This is a genomic window from Burkholderia sp. AU30280 (assembly GCF_020420125.1).
Taxonomy (GTDB): Bacteria; Pseudomonadota; Gammaproteobacteria; order Burkholderiales; family Burkholderiaceae; genus Burkholderia.
Window position 1 is genome coordinate 558,663 of the sequence record NZ_JAIZRY010000004.1, and the last position, 18,197, is coordinate 576,859.

General features: G+C 66.3%; 11 protein-coding genes. 9 read left to right on the top strand and 2 right to left on the bottom strand.

Translation table 11 applies throughout. From position 1 onward, the window contains the following. The first annotated feature begins 221 nt into the window (after positions 1-221). From LGN17_RS12860 to LGN17_RS12900, 9 genes are all read left to right on the top strand, one after another. A complete protein-coding gene (locus tag LGN17_RS12860; RefSeq protein ID WP_043182976.1) occupies positions 222-797 on the top strand; it encodes a helix-turn-helix domain-containing protein in 576 nt (191 codons plus the stop codon). 322 nt (positions 798-1,119) lie between these two features. After that, positions 1,120-3,903 (top strand): TonB-dependent receptor, encoded by a 2,784-nt coding sequence (locus LGN17_RS12865; protein WP_226197136.1) that lies wholly within the window; start codon positions 1,120-1,122, stop codon positions 3,901-3,903. Positions 3,904-4,125: 222 nt separating this feature from the next. After that, complete coding sequence (locus LGN17_RS12870; RefSeq protein WP_226197137.1) at positions 4,126-6,048, top strand: extracellular solute-binding protein; 1,923 nt, start codon at positions 4,126-4,128, stop codon at positions 6,046-6,048. A 13-nt stretch (positions 6,049-6,061) separates the two neighbouring features. Beyond that, entirely contained in the window at positions 6,062-7,114 is a 1,053-nt protein-coding gene (locus LGN17_RS12875; RefSeq protein ID WP_175956103.1) for a microcin C ABC transporter permease YejB, read from the top strand. Further along, positions 7,068-8,180, top strand: coding sequence for an ABC transporter permease (locus tag LGN17_RS12880; protein WP_226197138.1), 1,113 nt, complete (start codon positions 7,068-7,070; stop codon positions 8,178-8,180). Before LGN17_RS12875 ends, LGN17_RS12880 begins: the two co-directional genes overlap by 47 nt. Further along, positions 8,180-9,823 carry an ABC transporter ATP-binding protein gene (locus LGN17_RS12885; RefSeq protein ID WP_226197139.1) on the top strand — a complete coding sequence of 548 codons (1,644 nt, stop codon included), beginning with the start codon at positions 8,180-8,182 and terminating at the stop codon, positions 9,821-9,823. The genes LGN17_RS12880 and LGN17_RS12885 overlap by 1 nt, the downstream gene beginning before the upstream one ends. Beyond that, entirely contained in the window at positions 9,816-11,267 is a 1,452-nt protein-coding gene (locus LGN17_RS12890; protein ID WP_226197140.1) for a TldD/PmbA family protein, read from the top strand. The genes LGN17_RS12885 and LGN17_RS12890 overlap by 8 nt, the downstream gene beginning before the upstream one ends. Beyond that, the gene (locus LGN17_RS12895; RefSeq protein WP_226197141.1) at positions 11,267-12,628 is read left to right on the top strand and encodes a metallopeptidase TldD-related protein; all 1,362 of its coding nucleotides are present in this window, start codon (positions 11,267-11,269) and stop codon (positions 12,626-12,628) included. The genes LGN17_RS12890 and LGN17_RS12895 overlap by 1 nt, the downstream gene beginning before the upstream one ends. 21 nt (positions 12,629-12,649) lie before the next feature. Beyond that, positions 12,650-15,811 carry a multidrug efflux RND transporter permease subunit gene (locus LGN17_RS12900; protein WP_226197142.1) on the top strand — a complete coding sequence of 1,054 codons (3,162 nt, stop codon included), beginning with the start codon at positions 12,650-12,652 and terminating at the stop codon, positions 15,809-15,811. Positions 15,812-15,860: 49 nt separating this feature from the next. On the opposite strand, the gene LGN17_RS12905 is transcribed toward LGN17_RS12900, so the two are convergent. Together LGN17_RS12905 and LGN17_RS12910 are read right to left on the bottom strand one after the other, a co-directional pair. Further along, the gene (locus LGN17_RS12905; protein ID WP_226197143.1) at positions 15,861-16,850 is read right to left on the bottom strand and encodes a patatin-like phospholipase family protein; all 990 of its coding nucleotides are present in this window, start codon (positions 16,848-16,850) and stop codon (positions 15,861-15,863) included. Positions 16,851-16,992: 142 nt separating this feature from the next. Continuing rightward, on the bottom strand, positions 16,993-17,433 hold the full coding sequence (locus LGN17_RS12910; RefSeq protein ID WP_226197144.1) for a hypothetical protein: 441 nt from the start codon (positions 17,431-17,433) through the stop codon (positions 16,993-16,995). Positions 17,434-18,197 lie beyond the last annotated feature (764 nt).

An 18,197-nucleotide genomic window follows, 5' to 3' on the forward strand; every position in this document is an offset into this window, starting at 1 on the left:
GCAGGTCAGCAGATGGTAAGGGGTCAGCCTTGTTGATTAGTATGCCAAATGAAATATGCGATGGACGCATGGTTCCGCGACACGGCTGCGGCGCCGCACCGCGTGTGGCCTGCACGCCGCGACAGCGTGCAACGGGGCATCGCGCCGGGCCGGTCGCGTCACGGCATCGGTCGAGGCTTGACGACATCAAACCGATTTCGACTGCGAGGGTCCGTCTTTCCATGGTTTTGCCCCCTGATGAGTCGGTGCTCGTCGCCGTGTCGCTAGGCAACAAGATCCGGGCGCTGCGCCAGCGCCTGAAACTCACGCTCGACGAAACGTCGACGATCGCCGGCATTTCGAAGCCGTTCCTGTCGCAGGTCGAACGCGGGCGAGCGACGCCGTCGATCACGTCGCTGGTGCGGATCGCGAAGGCGCTGGGTGTGACGATGCAGTACTTCATCGACACGCCGACGGAAGCGCGCTCGGTATGCCGCGGCAACGCGCTGCAGTATTTCCAGTTCACGAACTCGGCCAGCCTGTTCGCGAGGCTGACGAACCTGGTGGACGGCCGCAAGCTCGACGCGATTCTCGTCCGGATGCCGGCGGGGCAGCTGTCGTCCGAGATGACGACGCACGCGGGCGAGGAGTTCGTCTACGTGTTGCGCGGGCAGGTGGCGCTGACGCTCGAGGATTGCACGTTCACGCTGAACGAGGGCGATACCGCGCATTACGAATCGACGATGCCGCATGCATGGCGCAACACGGCCGACGAAGAGGCGGTGATCGTCTGGGTCGGCACGCCGAGGCTGTTCTAGCGAAGGCGGCCGGCAAGAAGGAGAAATACCCGATCGACGGCAGAGGGTACGGACACAGGCTCGCCTCGTGCAGAACCCGCTGTCCGTCGAATCGGGAAGAAGCAGGCAATGCGCTCAATGTAGGTAATTAGTATGACGAATCAAAATAGAAAACAACGGTGATGCTGGATGGTGCGGGTGACCGGAGGCCGATCCGTTCGAGTCGTGGCAGTCGAAGGCGTGGCAATCGCGGGTTCCGGTACACGGGCACCCAGGACGCGCAAGGAATTCACAAGGTTCCGGCGCAGCAGGTGGGGTCTTACTACGAGCGAGAGGGAACAAGATGAAGCAGAGAGTTTTGGCGTTGGCCATCAAGAGGATAGTCTGGGCGGAACTGGCGCTGACGGCCGCACTGGCGCCGCCGGCGTTCGCCCAGAGCCAGCCGGCGCCGGGCGCCGTCGCGATCGCGGATACGGTCGCGAACGGTGCGCCCGTGACCGTTGCACAGGCGGACGGCACGCCGGGCGCGGCAGCGCCCGCGGCGCCCGATGCGTCGGCCGGCGCGGCAGCCGAGGCGACACCCGCCGCACCCGGTGCGAACGGGCAGGGCAAGGTCGCGCAGATCAAGCGGTTCGAAGTGACGGGTTCGCTGATCCGGCAAGCCGACAAGACCGGCTTCCAGCAGGTGCAGACGATCACGCCGAAGGAAATCCAGGCCAGCGGCGCGGTGACCGTTGCCGACTTCCTGCGCGATGCGGCGTCCAACTCGGCGAACAGCTGGGGCGAAGGACAGTCCGGCAACTTCGCGGCCGGCGCGGCGGGCATCGCGCTGCGCGGCCTGTCGGAAAAATACACGCTCGTGATGATCGACGGCCAGCGCGTGGCGCCGTACGCGTTCTTCTCGAACAGCGTCGACTCGTTCTTCGACCTCAACACGATTCCGCTCAACGACATCGAGCGGATCGAAATCGTGAAGACGGGCGCCGTGTCGCAGTACGGTTCGGACGCGATCGGCGGTGTCGTCAACATCATCACGAAACACGATTTCCGCGGCCTGCAGCTCGACGGCAGCCTCGGCAGCGCGATCAACGCCGGTAACGGCGACGGTACGGTGAAGTTCGGCGTGCTCGGCGGCTTCGGCGACCTGAACGCCGACCGCTTCAACGTGACGGCCGCGCTCAGCTACTACAAGTCGAACGGCTTCACGCTTGCCGATCGCGACTCGACGCGCAACCAGGACTTCACCGCGAATCCGGGCGGCCTCTCGCTGCTCGCGCCGTCGTACTGGAACATGCCCGGCGGTGTCGCGCAGGCGCTGAGCGGGGGCTGCCCGTTCGGCGGCTCGGTCCATCCGGCCGCGTCGAATTCGCTGTCGGCCGGGTCGCCGGGCACGGTCTGCGCGTACAACACGGCCGAAAGCACGTCGATTCTGCCGATGACGGAACGCCTGAACGCGAAGCTCCATGGCGACTTCAAGATCGACGACAAGACGACCGCGTTCGCGGATTTCCTCGAAAGCTACAACACGACCACGACCAACGACGGCCTGTGGAACAACGTGATCGGCAACTCGCAGAATCCGGCGCTCGTCTGGAATCCGCAGACGAAGCTGCTGTCGCCGTTCAATTTCACGGTACCGACCAGCAACCCGTACAACACGACGGGCGCGGCCACGCCGCTCACCTACGCGTTTCCGAACACGGTCGCGCAGAAAACCTGGGCCAACTACTGGCGCGCGGCGGCCGGCATCAAGGGGTCGTTTACGCTGCCGTACGGTGACTGGGACTGGGCGACTTCGGTCAGCCATTCGCAGAGCACGGTGTCGAACGAGTACACGAACCAGCTGAACGTCAACGCGCTGAACAACATCTACCAGAACGGCACGCTGAATTTCGCGAACCCGGCGGCGACACCCAACGCGTTCAACGGGCTGTACCAGAACGCCAACAACCTCGGCATCTCGAAGCTCGACACGATCGACGCGACGGTGTCGACGCCGAACCTGTTCCACCTGCCGGCGGGCGACGTCGGCATCGGTTTCGGCGCGCAGTTCACGCACCAGAGCGAAACGCTGACGCCGGGCGCCGAATACCTGACCGGCGCCGTCATCTCGCCGGATCTGGAAACGGTGAACGGTGCGCGCAACGTCGCGGCGGTCTACTACCAGATCAACGTGCCGATCATCGAGAACCTGACGTTCAGTCAGGCAGGCCGCTACGACCACTACTCGGACGTGGGCGGCGCCTTCTCGCCGCGCTTCGCGTTGCGCTACCAGCCGATCAAGGCGCTCACGCTGTATACGTCGTACAACCGCGGCTTCCGCGCGCCGACCTTCGTCGAGGACAGCAAGTCGCAGACGCTCGGCATCCAGGTCGATCCGACCACCGGCCAGAACTACACGTCGATCACCGTCGGCAACCCGAACCTCGCGCCGGAACGCACGCGCAACCTGAACATCGGCTTCCAGGTCTCGCCGAGCCGTTACACCGACCTCGGCTTCGACTGGTACAAGATCCGCATCGACAATGTGATCGGGCAGGGCGCGCCGTCGCAGATCGTCACCGACCCGACGACGGGGCAGCTGCTGTACAAGGTGATCCCGTACCAGAACCTCGGCTACCTCGACACGAACGGCTTCGAAGGCACGTTCCGTCAGGGCCTGCCGATCAAGAACTGGGGCATCGTCACGCTGTCGGGCGACTGGGCTTACGTCAACAGCTACAAGATCGGCTTCCCGGGCGCCGCGCCGGTCAACGGCGCAGGCAACAACTTCACGATCACGCAGCCGTTCGGCGGCAGCTTCCCGCGCTGGCGCGGCAACACGACGCTGGACTGGAACTACCGGAAGTTCGATGCGGCGCTGACGTGGCAGTTCACGGGCCCGTACGCGCAGAACCTGATGCCCGCGCCGAGCAAGGTCGGTTCATACAGCCAGTTCAACCTGATGGTGACGTACACGGGCTTCAAGAACTGGACGATCTACGGCGGCATCGACAACGTCTTCAACCGCACGCCGCCGTTCGACCCGATCTTCGCAAACGGCACGCTGAGCCAGAGCGGGTACGACACGTCGGTGTATTCGTATATCGGCCGGTTCGCGCAGATCGGCGCGACGTACAAGTTCTGATGGAAACCGCGATGCAGTGACAGGCTTTAGACCGGCCGCTCCACGTCCACTACCCCCTTTTCGGAGCGGCCTTTTTTCGCCTGGCGCCAAGACGGCGCAACGCATCCGATCGTGAGCAGCATGAAAAATCAGCGGGACGCGGCCGGCATGCGGCGTCCGGCACGGGCATCGACATCGACCGCGCGCAGGCATCGCGCCCGCACGCTTCCGGACAGACCGACCATGAGACTGTTGAATGGGCGACGGGCACGCGTGCCGCGCCACTCGCACCTGACGCGCACGCACGGGCGGATGCGCACCGCCATGCGCGCCGCGCTGCTCGCGTGCGCCGCGTGGCTCGTGTCGGGCAGCGTCATGCCGCAGGCCGCGTTCGCCGTGCCGGCGATCTCGCAATACGACCATCCGAAATATCCGCCGGGCTTCACGCATTTCGACTACGCGAATGCGGATGCGCCGGACAGCGGCACGCTCCAGTTCGAAAACTACGACGAATCGCAGAGCTACGACTCGCTGAACCCGTTCCTCGTGCGCGGCGCACCCGCACCGGACATCAAGAACCTGATGTTCGACACGCTGATGCAGCGCAGCTGGGACGAGCTCGCTTCCGAATATGCGCTGATTGCCGACGACGTCGAAGTCGCGCCCGACGGGCTGTCGGCGACGTTTCACATCAACCCGGCCGCACGCTTCTCGAACGGCGACCCGATCACCGCGGCCGACGTCAAGTATTCGTTCGACACGCTGACGAGCCCGCAGGCGTCACCGCTGTACAACGCGCAGTTCGCGATCATCAAGCGCGCGGTGGTGGTCGACGGCCACACGGTGCGCTTCGAGTTCAAGCACGCGGAGCGCGACGCCGCGTTGATCGCGGGCGACCTGCCCGTGTTCTCGCCGAAATGGGGGCAGCGCGCGGACGGCACGCGACCGCCGTTCGACCAGATCGCGAACGTGCCGCCGATCGCGAGCGGGGCGTACCTGATCGACCAGCGCAAGAACGACAAGCAGATCAGCTACGTGCGCAACCCGCATTACTGGGCGGCGAACCTGCCGTCGCGACGCGGCATGTTCCGCTTCGCGCACGTGTCGTTCAAGCTGTACCTGGACCAGTACACGGCGCTCGAAGCGTTCAAGGCCGGCGACATCGACGCGCGCATGGAATACAGCGCGACGCAGTGGGCGCGCAAATATGTCGGCAAGAACTTCCGCAACGGCATGCTCAAGCGCGGCGAGTTTCCCGACGGCCCCGCACAGATGCAGGGCTTCCTGATGAACATGCGCAAGCCGATGTTCCAGGACGTGCGGGTGCGGCACGCGCTCGCGCTGGCGTTCGATTTCGACTGGATGAGCCGGATGATGTTCTACGGGCAATACCGCCGGACCAACAGCTTCTGGGAAGCGAGCCCGTTCGCGGCATCCGGCATGCCGAGCGAGAAGGAGCTCGCGCTGCTCGAGCCGTTCCGCTCGACGCTGCCGCCGGAGGTGTTCGGCCCGATGGTCCAGCAGCCGTCGACGCTGCCGCCGAACTCGCTGCGTGCGAACCTGAAGCAAGCGCGCGACCTGCTCGCGCAGGCCGGCTGGCATTACCGCGACGGCGCGCTGCGCGACGCGAACGGCACGCCGATGACGATCGAGATCATCGACGACCAGCCCGGCATGGACCGCCTGATCCTGCCGTACACGCAGGCGCTCGCGATGCTCGGCATCCACGCGTACCTGCGCGAGATCGACAGCGCGGTCTACCTGAAGCGCCTCGACAACTTCGAGTACGACATGACGACGTACATCTACCTGCCCGTGACGATTCCGGGGGCGGAGCTGACGCGCCGCTTCGGCAGCGCTGCCGCGTCGCAGCCCGGCTCCGAGAACTATCCGGGCGTGAAGTCGAAGGCCGTCGATGCGCTGATCCGCGCGGCGCTCGCGGCCGACACGCTCGACGATCTCGAGACGGCCACGCACGCGCTCGACCGCGTGCTGATCAACCTGTACGCGCTGATCCCGCAGTACTACCTGCCGAACGCGCGGATCGCGTACAAGGCGACGCTCGGCCACCCGGCGATCGTGCCGGATTCCTATCAGTACGAGGACTGGATCATCGACTACTGGTACGTGAAGCAGCCGGCGGCGAAACCCGCGCCGGCCGCCTGACGGAGGAACGACGATGCTGGCATACATACTCAGGCGCTTGCTGCTGATGATCCCGACGCTGATCGGGGTGGTGACGATCACGTTCGCGGTGACGCAGTTCGTGCCGGGCGGCCCGGTCGAACAGGTGCTCGCGCAGTTGCGCCACGGCAGCGCGCGCGGCGGGGAGGCGGGCGGCGCAGGCGGCGGCTATCACGGCAGCCAGGGCGTCGATCCGCAGCAGATCGAGCAGATCCGCAAGCAGTTCGGCTTCGACAAGCCGCCGCTCGAGCGCTACGTGCTGATGCTGAAAAGCTATGCGACGTTCGACCTCGGCCAGTCCTATTTCGCGCATCGCAGCGTGTGGGCGGTGATCCGTTCGAAGCTGCCGGTGTCGATCACGCTCGGGATGTGGACGGTGATTCTCACGTACCTGGTGTCGGTGCCGCTCGGCATCGCGAAGGCGGTGCGCAACGGGTCGCGGTTCGACACCGTGACGAGCGTGCTGGTGCTGGCCGGCTACGCGGTGCCGGGCTTCGTGCTCGGCGTGCTGCTGCTGATGCTGTTCGGCGGCGGCACGTTCTGGCAGGTGTTCCCGATGCGCGGGCTCACGTCCGACAACTTCGACGACCTGACGCTGATCGGCAAGGCGCTCGACTACCTGTGGCACATCGTGATGCCGGTGACCGCGTCGGTCGTCGGCAACTTCGCGATCGTCACGATCCTGACCAAGAACACGTTCCTCGAGGAAATCGGCCGGCAGTACGTGCTGACCGCGCGCGCGAAGGGCGCGCCGGAGCGCGACGTGCTGTGGAAGCACGTGCTGCGCAACGCGGCGATCCCGTTGCTCACCGGGCTGCCAGCCGCGTTCGTCGGCGCCTTCCTGAACGGCAACCTGCTGATCGAGACGCTGTTCTCGCTCGACGGCATGGGGCAACTGTCGTACGACTCGGTGATCCGCCGCGACTATCCGGTCGTGCTCGGCTCGCTGTTCCTGTTCACGCTGATCGGCCTGCTGACCAAACTCATCGCGGATATCTGCTATGTCCTCGTCGACCCCCGCATCCAGTTCAACCGCCTGGACCACTGACCCCGCGTGCGTCGCGTGCGCGGCCTCGCCGTCGCCGTGGCGGCGCACGTGGCTGCGCTTTCGCGCGCAGCCGCTCGGGTACTGGAGCCTCGTGATCTTCACCGTGCTGTTCGCGCTCAGCCTCGGCGCGGACCTGCTGTCGAACGACCGGCCGCTGATCGTGCGCTACGACGGGCACTATTACTTCCCGATCGTGAAGGACTATCCGGAAACCCTGTTCGGCGGCGACTTTCCCGCGATGACGAACTATCTCGATCCGTATATCCGCACGAAGCTCGAGTCGCACGGCAATTTCGCGATCTATCCGCCGAACCGCTATCGCTACGACACGATCGACTATTTCGCGTCGCGGCCGTATCCGGCGCCGCCGTCGTCGAGCAACTGGCTCGGCACCGACCAGTTCGGCCGCGACGTGCTCGCGCGGCTGCTGTACGGGTTCCGGCTGTCGGTGCTGATGGCGTTCGCGCTGACCGTGTCGGGCGTGCTGGTGGGCGTGGTGACCGGCGCGTTGCAAGGCTTCTACGGCGGCCGCACCGACCTGGTCGGGCAGCGCCTGATCGAGATCTGGAGCGCGTTGCCCGACCTGTACTTGCTGATCATCTTCGCGTCGATCTTCACGCCGTCGCTGTGGCTGCTGTTCATCCTGCTGTCGATGTTCGGCTGGCTCGTGCTGTCCGACTACGTGCGCGCCGAATTCCTGCGCAATCGCGCGCTCGACTACGTGAAGGCCGCGCGCACGATGGGGCTGAGCAATGCGCAGATCATGTGGCGCCACGTGCTGCCGAACAGCCTCACGCCGGTGATCACGTTCCTGCCGTTCCGGATGAGCGCGGCGATCCTGTCGCTGACGAGCCTCGACTTCCTGGGCCTCGGCGTGCCGCCGCCGACGCCGAGCCTCGGCGAGCTGCTGCAGGAGGGCAAGAACAACCTGGATGCGTGGTGGATCTCGATCGCGGCGTTCGCGGCGCTGGTGGTGACGTTGCTGCTGCTCACCTTCATGGGCGATGCGCTGCGCAACGCGCTCGACACGCGCACGCGCGGCTCGGCATTCGGCGGAGGGCGGTGATGACGCGACCGTTGCTGCAGATCGACGGGTTTTCCGCGCATTTCGGCGCGAACGCGGCCGTCCAGGACCTGAGCCTGTCGATCGGCCGCGGCGAGCGCGTGGCGCTCGTCGGCGAGTCGGGGTCGGGAAAGAGCGTGACTGCGCTGGCGATCCTGCGGCTCTCGCAGCAGGCGACGCTGTCGGGGCGGATGCTGTTCGACGGCGAGGATCTGCTCGCGAAGACCGAGCAGCAGATGCGCGGGATTCGCGGCGCCGATATCGCGATGGTGTTCCAGGAGCCGATGACGGCGCTCAATCCGCTGTATACGATCGGCAAGCAGATCGCCGAGAGCCTGCGGCTGCACGAAGGGCTGCGCCCGGGCGACGCGCGCGAGCGCGGGATCGCGCTGCTGCGGCGCACCGGGATTCCGGAGCCGGAGCGGCGCATCGACAGCTTTCCGCACCAGCTGTCGGGCGGGCAGCGGCAACGCGCGATGATCGCGATGGCGCTGGCGTGCCGGCCGCGCTTGCTGCTGGCGGACGAGCCGACCACCGCGCTCGACGTGACGGTGCGCCAGCAGATCGTCGACCTGCTGATCGAACTGCAGGAGCAGGAGGCCGCCGCGCGCGGGATGGCGGTGCTGCTGATCACGCACGACCTGAACCTCGTGCGGCGCTTCGCGCAGCGCGTGGCCGTGATGGAGAAGGGCGTGCTGGTGGAGACCAACACGACCGCCGAGCTGTTCGCGGCGCCGCAGCATCCGTATACGCGCCGGCTGCTCGACAGCGCGCCGCAACGGGCGCTCGAGCCGGTCGCCGCCGGCGCGCAGACGATCCTCGACGTGCGGCATCTCGCCGTCGACTACCGGATCGCGGCAAAGGGCTGGCGCTCGGTGCTCGGCAAGACGACGTTCCGCGCCGTGCACGACGTGCAGCTGAGCCTGAAGCGCGGCGAAACGCTCGGGATCGTCGGCGAGTCGGGCTCGGGGAAATCGACGCTTGCGGCCGCCGTGCTCGGTCTGCAGCGGCCGGCGTCGGGCGGGATCGAGATCGACGGCATGCCGCTGGCGTCGCTGCGCACGACGCAGGGCCGGCGCGCGCTGTACGGGCGCATGCAGGTGGTGTTCCAGGATCCGTTCGGCTCGCTGTCGCCGCGCATGACGGTCGAGCAGATCGTCGGCGAAGGGCTGGGCGTGCACCGGCCGCAGGTGGCCGGCGACGCGCGGCGGGCGCGGATCGCCGCGCTGCTGCAGGAGGTCGGCCTGCCGGCCGAGGCGATGCTGCGCTATCCGCACGAGTTTTCCGGCGGGCAGCGGCAGCGGATCGCGATCGCGCGGGCGCTGGCGGTGGAGCCGGAGCTGCTGGTGCTCGACGAGCCGACGAGCGCGCTCGACGTGTCGATCCAGAAGCAGGTGCTGAATCTGCTGACGAATCTCCAAAAGAAGTACAAACTCAGCTACCTGTTCATCACGCACGATCTGGCGGTGATGCGCGCGATGGCCCACCGGGTCGTCGTGATGAAGGCGGGGCGCGTGGTCGAGGCGGGCGAGACGCTCGACGTGCTGCACGCGCCGTCCCATCCGTATACGCGGGCGTTGCTCGCGTCGTCCATGCTGGCGCCCGAGCGTGGCCCGCAGCAGAGGCAAGAGAGAACCGATGATTGACGAGAACCGGGCGCCGGGCGCCCGAGCCGTGCAGGCGGCGCAGGCGTTGCGCAGCGACGCCGATTTCTGGTCGCTGCGCATCGTCGACGAGACGATCGACGAACACGCGGTGCGCAACGACGTCGCGCAGCCGTTTTCTCGTACGCGCGAGCGCGGCGCGATGCTGACGGCCTGGGCCGGCACCGGCGCGGGCTATGCGGCGACGCCCGACCTGTCCGCGGCCGGGCTGCAGGCGGCGCTCGACATCGCCACCGCGCGGGCGCGGGCCAGCGCGCCGTGGGCGCTGGTCGATCATCGTCAGGCTGCGCGCCCGCAGGCGAGCGGCACGTATGCGTCGCCGGATGTCGACGCGGCGCTGCCGTCGCGCGCGGAATGGATCGAGCGTCTCGCGCACGAATGCGCGGCGGCGAACCTCGGCGCGCGCATCGTCGAGCGCGCGGCGAGCGTGATGATCGTGCACACCGAGCAGTGCTACGTGACGAGCGACGGCGTGCGGATCGACCAGCGCTTCCGCTTCCTGATGCCCGAGTTGCAAGCGGTTGCCCATGGCGACGGCGACACGCAGACGCGCTCGCTCGGTCAGTCGGGCACGCTCGCGCAGGGCGGCATCGACGTGCTGGCGCGCTACGGCTTCGACGGCGCCGGCGTTCGTGTTGCCGACGAGGCGCTGCAGTTGCTCGCCGCGCCGAACTGTCCGACCGGCCGGCGCGACCTGCTGCTGATGCCGGACCAGATGATGCTGCAGATCCACGAGTCGATCGGCCATCCGCTCGAGCTCGACCGGATTCTCGGCGACGAACGCAACTTCGCCGGATCGAGCTTCGTCAGGCCGGAGATGGTCGGCCACTATCAATACGGCTCGCCGTTGCTGAACGTCACGTTCGATCCGGAGCCTGCGGCCGAAGCCGCGTCCTACGCGTTCGACGACGACGGCACGCCGGCGCGCAAGCAGACCCTGATCCGCAACGGCGTGCTCGAACGGCTGCTCGGCGGGGCGCTGTCGCAGCAGCGTGCGGGCCTGCCGGGCGTGGCCAACTCGCGCGCGTCGAGCTGGAACCGCGCGCCGATCGACCGGATGGCGAACCTGAACGTCGAACCCGGCGACCAGTCGCTCGATGCGCTGATCGCGGGCACCGAGCACGGGATCCTGATGCGGACCAACACGTCCTGGTCGATCGACGACCACCGCAACAAATTCCAGTTCGGCTGCGAATTCGGGCAACTGATCGAGAACGGCCGGCTCACGCAGGTCGTCAAGCGCCCGAACTACCGCGGCATCTCCGCCCAGTTCTGGCGCAGCCTGCGCGCGGTCGGCGATGCGAGCACGTTCGGCATCTACGGCACGCCGTACTGCGGGAAGGGCGAGCCTGCGCAGATCATCCGGGTCGGCCACGCCGCGCCGGCCTGCGTGTTCGCCGGCGTCGACGTATTCGGAGGCGCGTGATGACGGGATTCGATTCGATGGCACGCCGTGGCGGAATCGACTGGTACGCGTATTTCACGCGGCTCGCCGAGGACGCGCAACGGCTGACGACGCCGGCCGAAACCGTGCTGCTCGGCTTCTCCGGCGAAACGTCCGACTTCATCCGCTTCAATGGCGGCAGGATTCGCCAGACCGGGCGCGTCACGCAGGGGCGGCTGTCCGTGCGGCTCGTCGACGGGGCGCGGCAGGCGCACTCGACGCTGACCGTCTGCGGCGATCCGGCGGCCGACCTGCGCGAACTGGCGGACGCGGTTGCCGTGTTGCGCGACGGCCTGCGCGATGCGCAGGACGACCCGCACCTGCTGTTCGATACCTCGTCATGGGTGCAGGAAACGCGCCGCACCGGCCGCCTGCCGGATGCGGACGGGCTCGCGCGAATCGTGGCCGAATGCGCGCGCGGGCTCGACTTCGTCGGCTTTTACGCGGGCGGCACGCTGGCGCGCGGCTTCGCATCGTCGACCGGTAGCCGCGGTTGGTACGAGGTCGAGAATTTCAACTTCAGCTGGTCGTTGTACGACCCGAGCGGCCGCGCGATCAAGACCGTCCATGCGGGCGACGACTGGCGCGATGAAGTGTTCGCGGCCAAGGTCGACGCGGCCGCTGCTCGGCTGCCCGTGCTCGGCCGTACGCCGAAGGCGCTTGCCCCCGGGCGCTATCGCGCGTATTTCACACCGGACGCCATTCTCGAGATGACGAGCCTGCTCGGCTGGAGCGGCTTCTCGGCGCGCGCCGTGGCGAGCGCCCGCAGCCCGCTGCATCGCCTGTACGCCGGCGAGGTCGCGCTCGATCCGCGCGTGTCGATCACCGAGGATTTCTCGCTGGGCATCGCGCCGGCGTTCAACGCGGACGGCTACCGGCGCGACAGCGTGCCGCTCGTCGTCGAAGGGCGGGGCGCCGGGCAGCTCGTGTGCGCACGCACCGCGCGCGAGCACGGGCGTACGCCGAACGGCGCGGACAACGCCGAATCGCCGCAGTCGCTGACGATCGCGGGCGGCACGCTCGCCGATGCCGACGTGCTGGCCGCGCTCGACACGGGGCTCTACGTCGGCAACCTCTGGTACCTGAACTTCTCGGACCCGATCGCTTGCCGGATGACGGGGATGACGCGTTTCGCGACGTTCTGGGTCGAAGGCGGGCGCATCGTCGCGCCGGTCGACGCGATGCGGTTCGACGACAGCTTCTACCGGCTGTTCGGGTCGGCGCTCGAGCAGCTTGGCGCGGCGCCGGCGCTGCTCGCGAACGACGACACGTACGGCGAGCGGGCCACCGGAGGCGCGCAGTTGCCGGGGCTGCTCGCGCGTTCGTTCGAGCTCACGCTGTAGCGCGTTCGCCGACACTCGCCGATGCCGTCATTCTTCATCGACCGTCCGGTATTCGCGTGGATCGTCGCGCTCGCGATCGTCGTCGCGGGCGTGCTGGCCATTCCGCAGTTGCCGATCGCCCAGTATCCGCGCCTGGCGCCGCCGCGGGTCGTGATCACCGCATCCTACCCGGGCGCGTCGACCGAGACGGTCGATGCCGACGTCGGCAGCATCATCGAGGAAAGCCTCGACGGCGCCGACGGGCTGCTGTACTACGAGACGAGCAGCGACGGCCACGGCAACCTCGAGATCGACGTGACGTTTTCGCCGGGCACCGATCCCGACATCGCGCTCGTCGACGTCAACAACCGGTTGAAGCAGGTCGAGCCGCGGCTGCCGCAGCAGGTCGTCCAGCAGGGGATCGGCGTGTTCAAGGCGGCGAACACGTTCCTGATGCTCGTCACGCTGACGTCGACCGACGGCACGCGCGATTCCGCACAGCTCGGCGATTACCTGAACCGTTACGTGCTGCGTGAGCTCAAGCGTGCGCCGGGTGTCGGTGCGGCCGAGCTGTGGGATGCCGATGAGGCGCTGCGGGTCTGGCTCGATCCGGTCAAGTTGCGCGAGTACGCTCTCGGCGCCGATGACGTGATCGCGGCGATCAGCGCGCAGAACGCGACGGTCACGGCCGGCGCGATCGGCGACGCGCCGTTCGTGCACGGCCAGCAGCTCACCGCGACAGTCGTGGTCAAGGGCCAGCTTACGTCGCCCGAGGAGTTCGGCCGGATCGTGCTGAAGTCGAAACAGGACGGCTCGGTGGTGCGCGTGGCCGACGTCGCGCGCGTCGAGATCGGCCGCGACGACTATTCGTTCTATTCGCGGCTGAACGGCCGGCCAGCCGCGACGGTCGGCATCCAGCTCGGCCCGCGCGGTAATGCGCTCGAAACGTCGAATGCGATCCGCGCGCGGCTCGCCGAGCTGTCGCGGACGCTGCCGCCGGGCGTGGCGGTCGAGATTCCGTTCGACGGCGCGCACTTCGTCAAGATCGCGATCCACGAAGTCGTGCTGACGCTCGTCGAGGCCGTCGTGCTGGTGTTCTGCGTGATGTGGCTGTTCCTGCGCGACCTGCGCTACACGTTGGTGCCGACCGTCGTGATTCCGGTCACGCTGATGGGCGCGTTCGTCGCGATGTGGGCGTTCGGGCTGTCGATCAACGTGTTCACGATGTTCGGCCTCGTGCTGGCGATCGGCATCCTGGTCGACGATGCGATCGTCGTCGTCGAGAGCGTGCACCGTGTGATGGAGGAGGGCGTGCCGCCGCGTGACGCCACGCGCCGGGCCATGAAGCGGATCGGCGGGGCGATCGTCGGCGTGACCGCGGTGCTGACCGCCGTGTTCGTGCCGATGGCGTTTTTTCCGGGCAGCGTGGGCGGCATCTACCGGCAGTTCGCGGTCGCGATGATCGCGTCGATGCTGGTGTCGTCGTTCATGGCGCTGTCGCTCACGCCTGCGCTGTGCGCGAACCTGCTGAAGCCGGTCGCGCGACACGATGGCGGCGCCGGCCGTGCGCGGCGACGCGGTATCGGCGCGCGCCTGGCCGACCGGTTCGGTGCGGCCTTCGCGCGTGCCGAAACCGGTTATCGCCGCGTCGCCGTGTTTGCCGTGCGCCGCACCGGCGTGGTCGTGGCCGTCTATGCGGCGCTCGTGATCGGATGCGGGCTGCTGTACTGGATGATGCCGGGCGGCTTCCTGCCGACCGAGGACCAGGGCCAACTACAGGTGATGATTCAGTTGCCGGCGGGCGCCACGCAGGCGCGCACGCTCGCGGTCGTCGAGCGTGTGGAGGCCATCCTGCACGGGGAGCCGGCGATCGCGAACGTGACGAGCGTGATCGGCTGGAGTTTCGTGGGCAGCGGGCAGAACGTCGGGATGGCGTTCGTGGAACTGAAGGACTGGGCGAAGCGCGACGTCGACGCGACGGCGTTGCGCGACCGGCTCAACGCGCGTTTCGGCGCGATCCTCGACGGCGATGTCGAAGCGGCGCTGCCGCCTTCGGTGCGCGGCATCGGGCATTCGGACGGCTTCACGTTCCGGCTCGAGGATCGCGGCGGGGGCGGGCTCGACGCGTTGAAGGCGGCCCGCGAGCAGCTTGCCGAGCGCGCGAAGGCCGATCCGTTGCTGTCCGCCGTGCATTTCGAGGACCTGCCGGACGCGCCGCGCATCGAGCTCGATGTCGATCGCGCGAAGGCATATGCGCTCGGCGTGCCGTTCGAGCGGATCGCGGGGCTGCTGGGCGGCACGTTCGGCTCGAACTACATCAACGACTTTCCGGCATCGGGCCGGATGCGGCGGGTGATCATCGAGGCCGATCCGGAAGCTCGTGCGACCGATACGCAGCTGATGGCGCTGACCGTGCCGAACCGCACCGGCGACATGGTGCCGCTGTCGGCCATTGCCGCGCCGCACTGGACGATCGGGCCGGTGATGCTGAACCGGTACAACGGTTATCCGTCGCTCGACATCAGTGGCCGGGCGGCGACCGGCACGAGTTCGGGCGCGGCGATGGCGGAGATGGAGCGGCTGGCCGGTGCGCTTCCGGCCGGGATCGGCTTCGACTGGGTCGATGCGGCGCGCGAGGAGCAGATCGCCGCGCGGCAGACGCCGCTGCTCGTCGGGTTGTCCGTGCTCGCGGTTTTCATGGCGCTGGCCGCGCTGTACGAAAGCTGGACGATTCCGCTGTCCGTGCTGACGATCGTGCCGCTCGGCATGATCGGTGCGATCGCGGCGGCGCTCGCGCGCGGCATGCCGAACGACGTGTATTTCAAGGTCGGGATGATCACCGTGGTCGGGCTGGCGGCGAAGAACGCGATCCTGATCGTGCAGTACGCGCGTGACCTGGCCGGGCGCGGCGTGCCGCTGCGGCAGGCGGTGGTCGATGCGGCCGCGGCGCGCTTCCGGCCGATCGTGATGACGTCGATGGCGTTCCTGCTCGGGGTCGTGCCGCTCGTGCTGGCGACGGGCGCGGGCGCGGAAAGCCGGCGTTCGATCGGCACGGGCGCGTTCGGGGGCGTGCTGGCGGCGACGGTGTTCGGGCTCGTGTTCGCGCCGGTGGCGTTTCGGGTCGTGGCGTCGGTGGGCCGGCGTGGTCGGCGCGTGGGGACCGCCACGCACGATGCGCGTCAGGTGGAGACGGTTCGGGAGTGAGCGAGCGCGGCGGCGGCCGCGCTCCGGTAGTGCGGCGATCGTTGCGCGATCAGCGCCAGTATTGCTCGACCCACTGGCAGACTTGTTGCCACTCGGCGGATTTCATGTACGCCAGGGTTTCCTGCTCCAGCTCCGGCACCTTTTGCCAGTCGTCCAGCCCGATCGATTGACCGAGAACGAAATTGCCCCGCCGGTAGTGCGTATTCAGTATCTGCTCGGCCTGTCGTGCCGCGATCGTCGCTGTCGTATCCATCGTCATCCCGAGTAGGGCCGCTGTCGGCACGCCCGCGTATTCGAACGGCCGCAGCCAAGGCCAAACGCCCCAGGTCAACGGATTGCCGACCACGTTCGGGGGAATGCCCTCGGGGCTGGTTCCGGTGCCGAGGGACAGCAGGCGCACATCGTCCAGATTGCTTGTGCGGCCGCTGGCCAGCACTTCGGCGATGGCGGAGATGGAAGGATTGTTTGCAAATACGCCGCCATCGGCGAAATAGCCGAGCCCGGCGATTTCGTAAGGCGGGAAATACGTCGGCGCGGCCGATGTCGCGAGTGCGGCGTCGACGCCGCCGATGTTGCGATAGGCGTTGCCATTCCCGTTGGAGAAGGTACATGGAGCCCAGCTCTTGGTCTGCGGATCCCACAGGCGCGCCGAATTGATCGTGACGAAGCGCGACAGATCGGTCAGCCTGCTGTTGCCGAGCAGCGATCTGGCGATTTCCTGCAGCCCGGTGTTGAGATACTGGCAGTCGATCAAGCCGGGTCCCGCCAGGTCGGCAGCTTGTTCGAGTGCTTGCTTTTGAGCCAGCCACGACGGGTTTTTCCGAAAGATCACCGGACCCTTCGTCCTGTAGATATCGACGATTTCGGAAATGGACGCGCCGCGCGCCAGCCCCAGGGCGATCAGGCCACCCGTGGAGGTGCCGGCAAAGCCGTCCGCTCTCTCGATGATCCGGCTGCGCCGATCGAGGTCCTGGATGAGCAGGGCGGTAATCAATCCCCTGATACCGCCGCCATCGCAACTGAGAATCTTGAAGGTCATCGTGCTTCCCCTTTTGTTGCCGGTGGGATGAAGGTGAAGGGCTCAGCCCGGCAGGCATCCCGCCCGGGTTGGTTGACCGGGTGGCACCCGTTCCTTGAATAGCGGAAGCCGGGAACCGATCCGGTAGGCGAGTCGCCGAGCGCTATTGCGCGTCGAAGCTCACGTCGAGCACGGTGTACGCATCCCACGCATACAGATACGCATTGTCTTTGGAATAGAGCGACAGCTTCTGGTGATTGAAATCGGAAATCAAAATCGAGCCCTGGCGGGTCCATCCGCGTGCGCCTATCCAGTTATAGAACCCGACGTACGCGTTGTTGCTGACGGACAGATATCGAGTGGTGCCCTGGATCCGGTAATACGTCGTGCCGTTGTAGGGATACTGTTCCAGCGTTAGCGCTTTCGCGGCGGAATCGACGAGAAGAGCCCATTCGCCGTCGTTTTGGCCAAGCCAACCCAGCTGGACGCCGTCGTGATAGAGCGCCATTTTGAACTTGTTGACTATGTCGGCGGAAAATGGCGCGGTGTTGGCGAATTCGGCAAAGGTCCCGTGTGGCTTGTTTTCAATCGGATTGAGATTCATTTTTTTCACCTTGACCTTGAAGAGGTTGGATGTTTCCCCGTGCCTTTGAATAACAGTCTCATGCGCTTAGGACGCGTGGAGCACCGGCATCGTCAAAGGCCGCGATGCCGGCGAATTCCGTCGTTCTTCGATCCGGTCGGGCGATCGCAGATCGGCCGCGATAGTGCCCAGGCTTGACGCCGCCGCGTAGGCCGGAACATGCCGGAACGTTGGTTCGTCGAATGCCCGGTATTCCATTTGTTTTTAATGGTTTACCGGAAACCGGAAGGCGTGAAATGTGCTGTCCGTGAAAAATTTTACCGATTTTTATTTTTCGGGTTGGTTATGTGATTCCCGTCGAAGAATAAAAGGTCTTGCGTATCTTTTTTATTACCGATCGTTTTGGCACTAGTGATTTATAGGAAATGGAATGGCGGCTGACAAGGAATTTCAAGAAGGTTAATTCAATATGATTTGAAACAATCCGGGTTGAAGTGGATATATCTGAAACATTCGGGTTGCTGCCTCGCGTGCTTTATGCGTTGGATGACCGGGCCGACGTCGATCAAGGAAATGGTCACGTCCGGCGCTGTCTCGGCGACGAGCGTGATCAGGGTGGGTGCAAATATGCATCCCAAAGTGATTTGACATAATCAAGATTATCGATAATTTTGGTTGTAGTGGCTAGATTGAAATGTCCGCTTTGGGGGTGCGGCGGAATTCTTGGACTATTTGGGAGCTAGTCCATGTATTCCTACGAAGACCGTATCCGAGCAGTCAAGCTC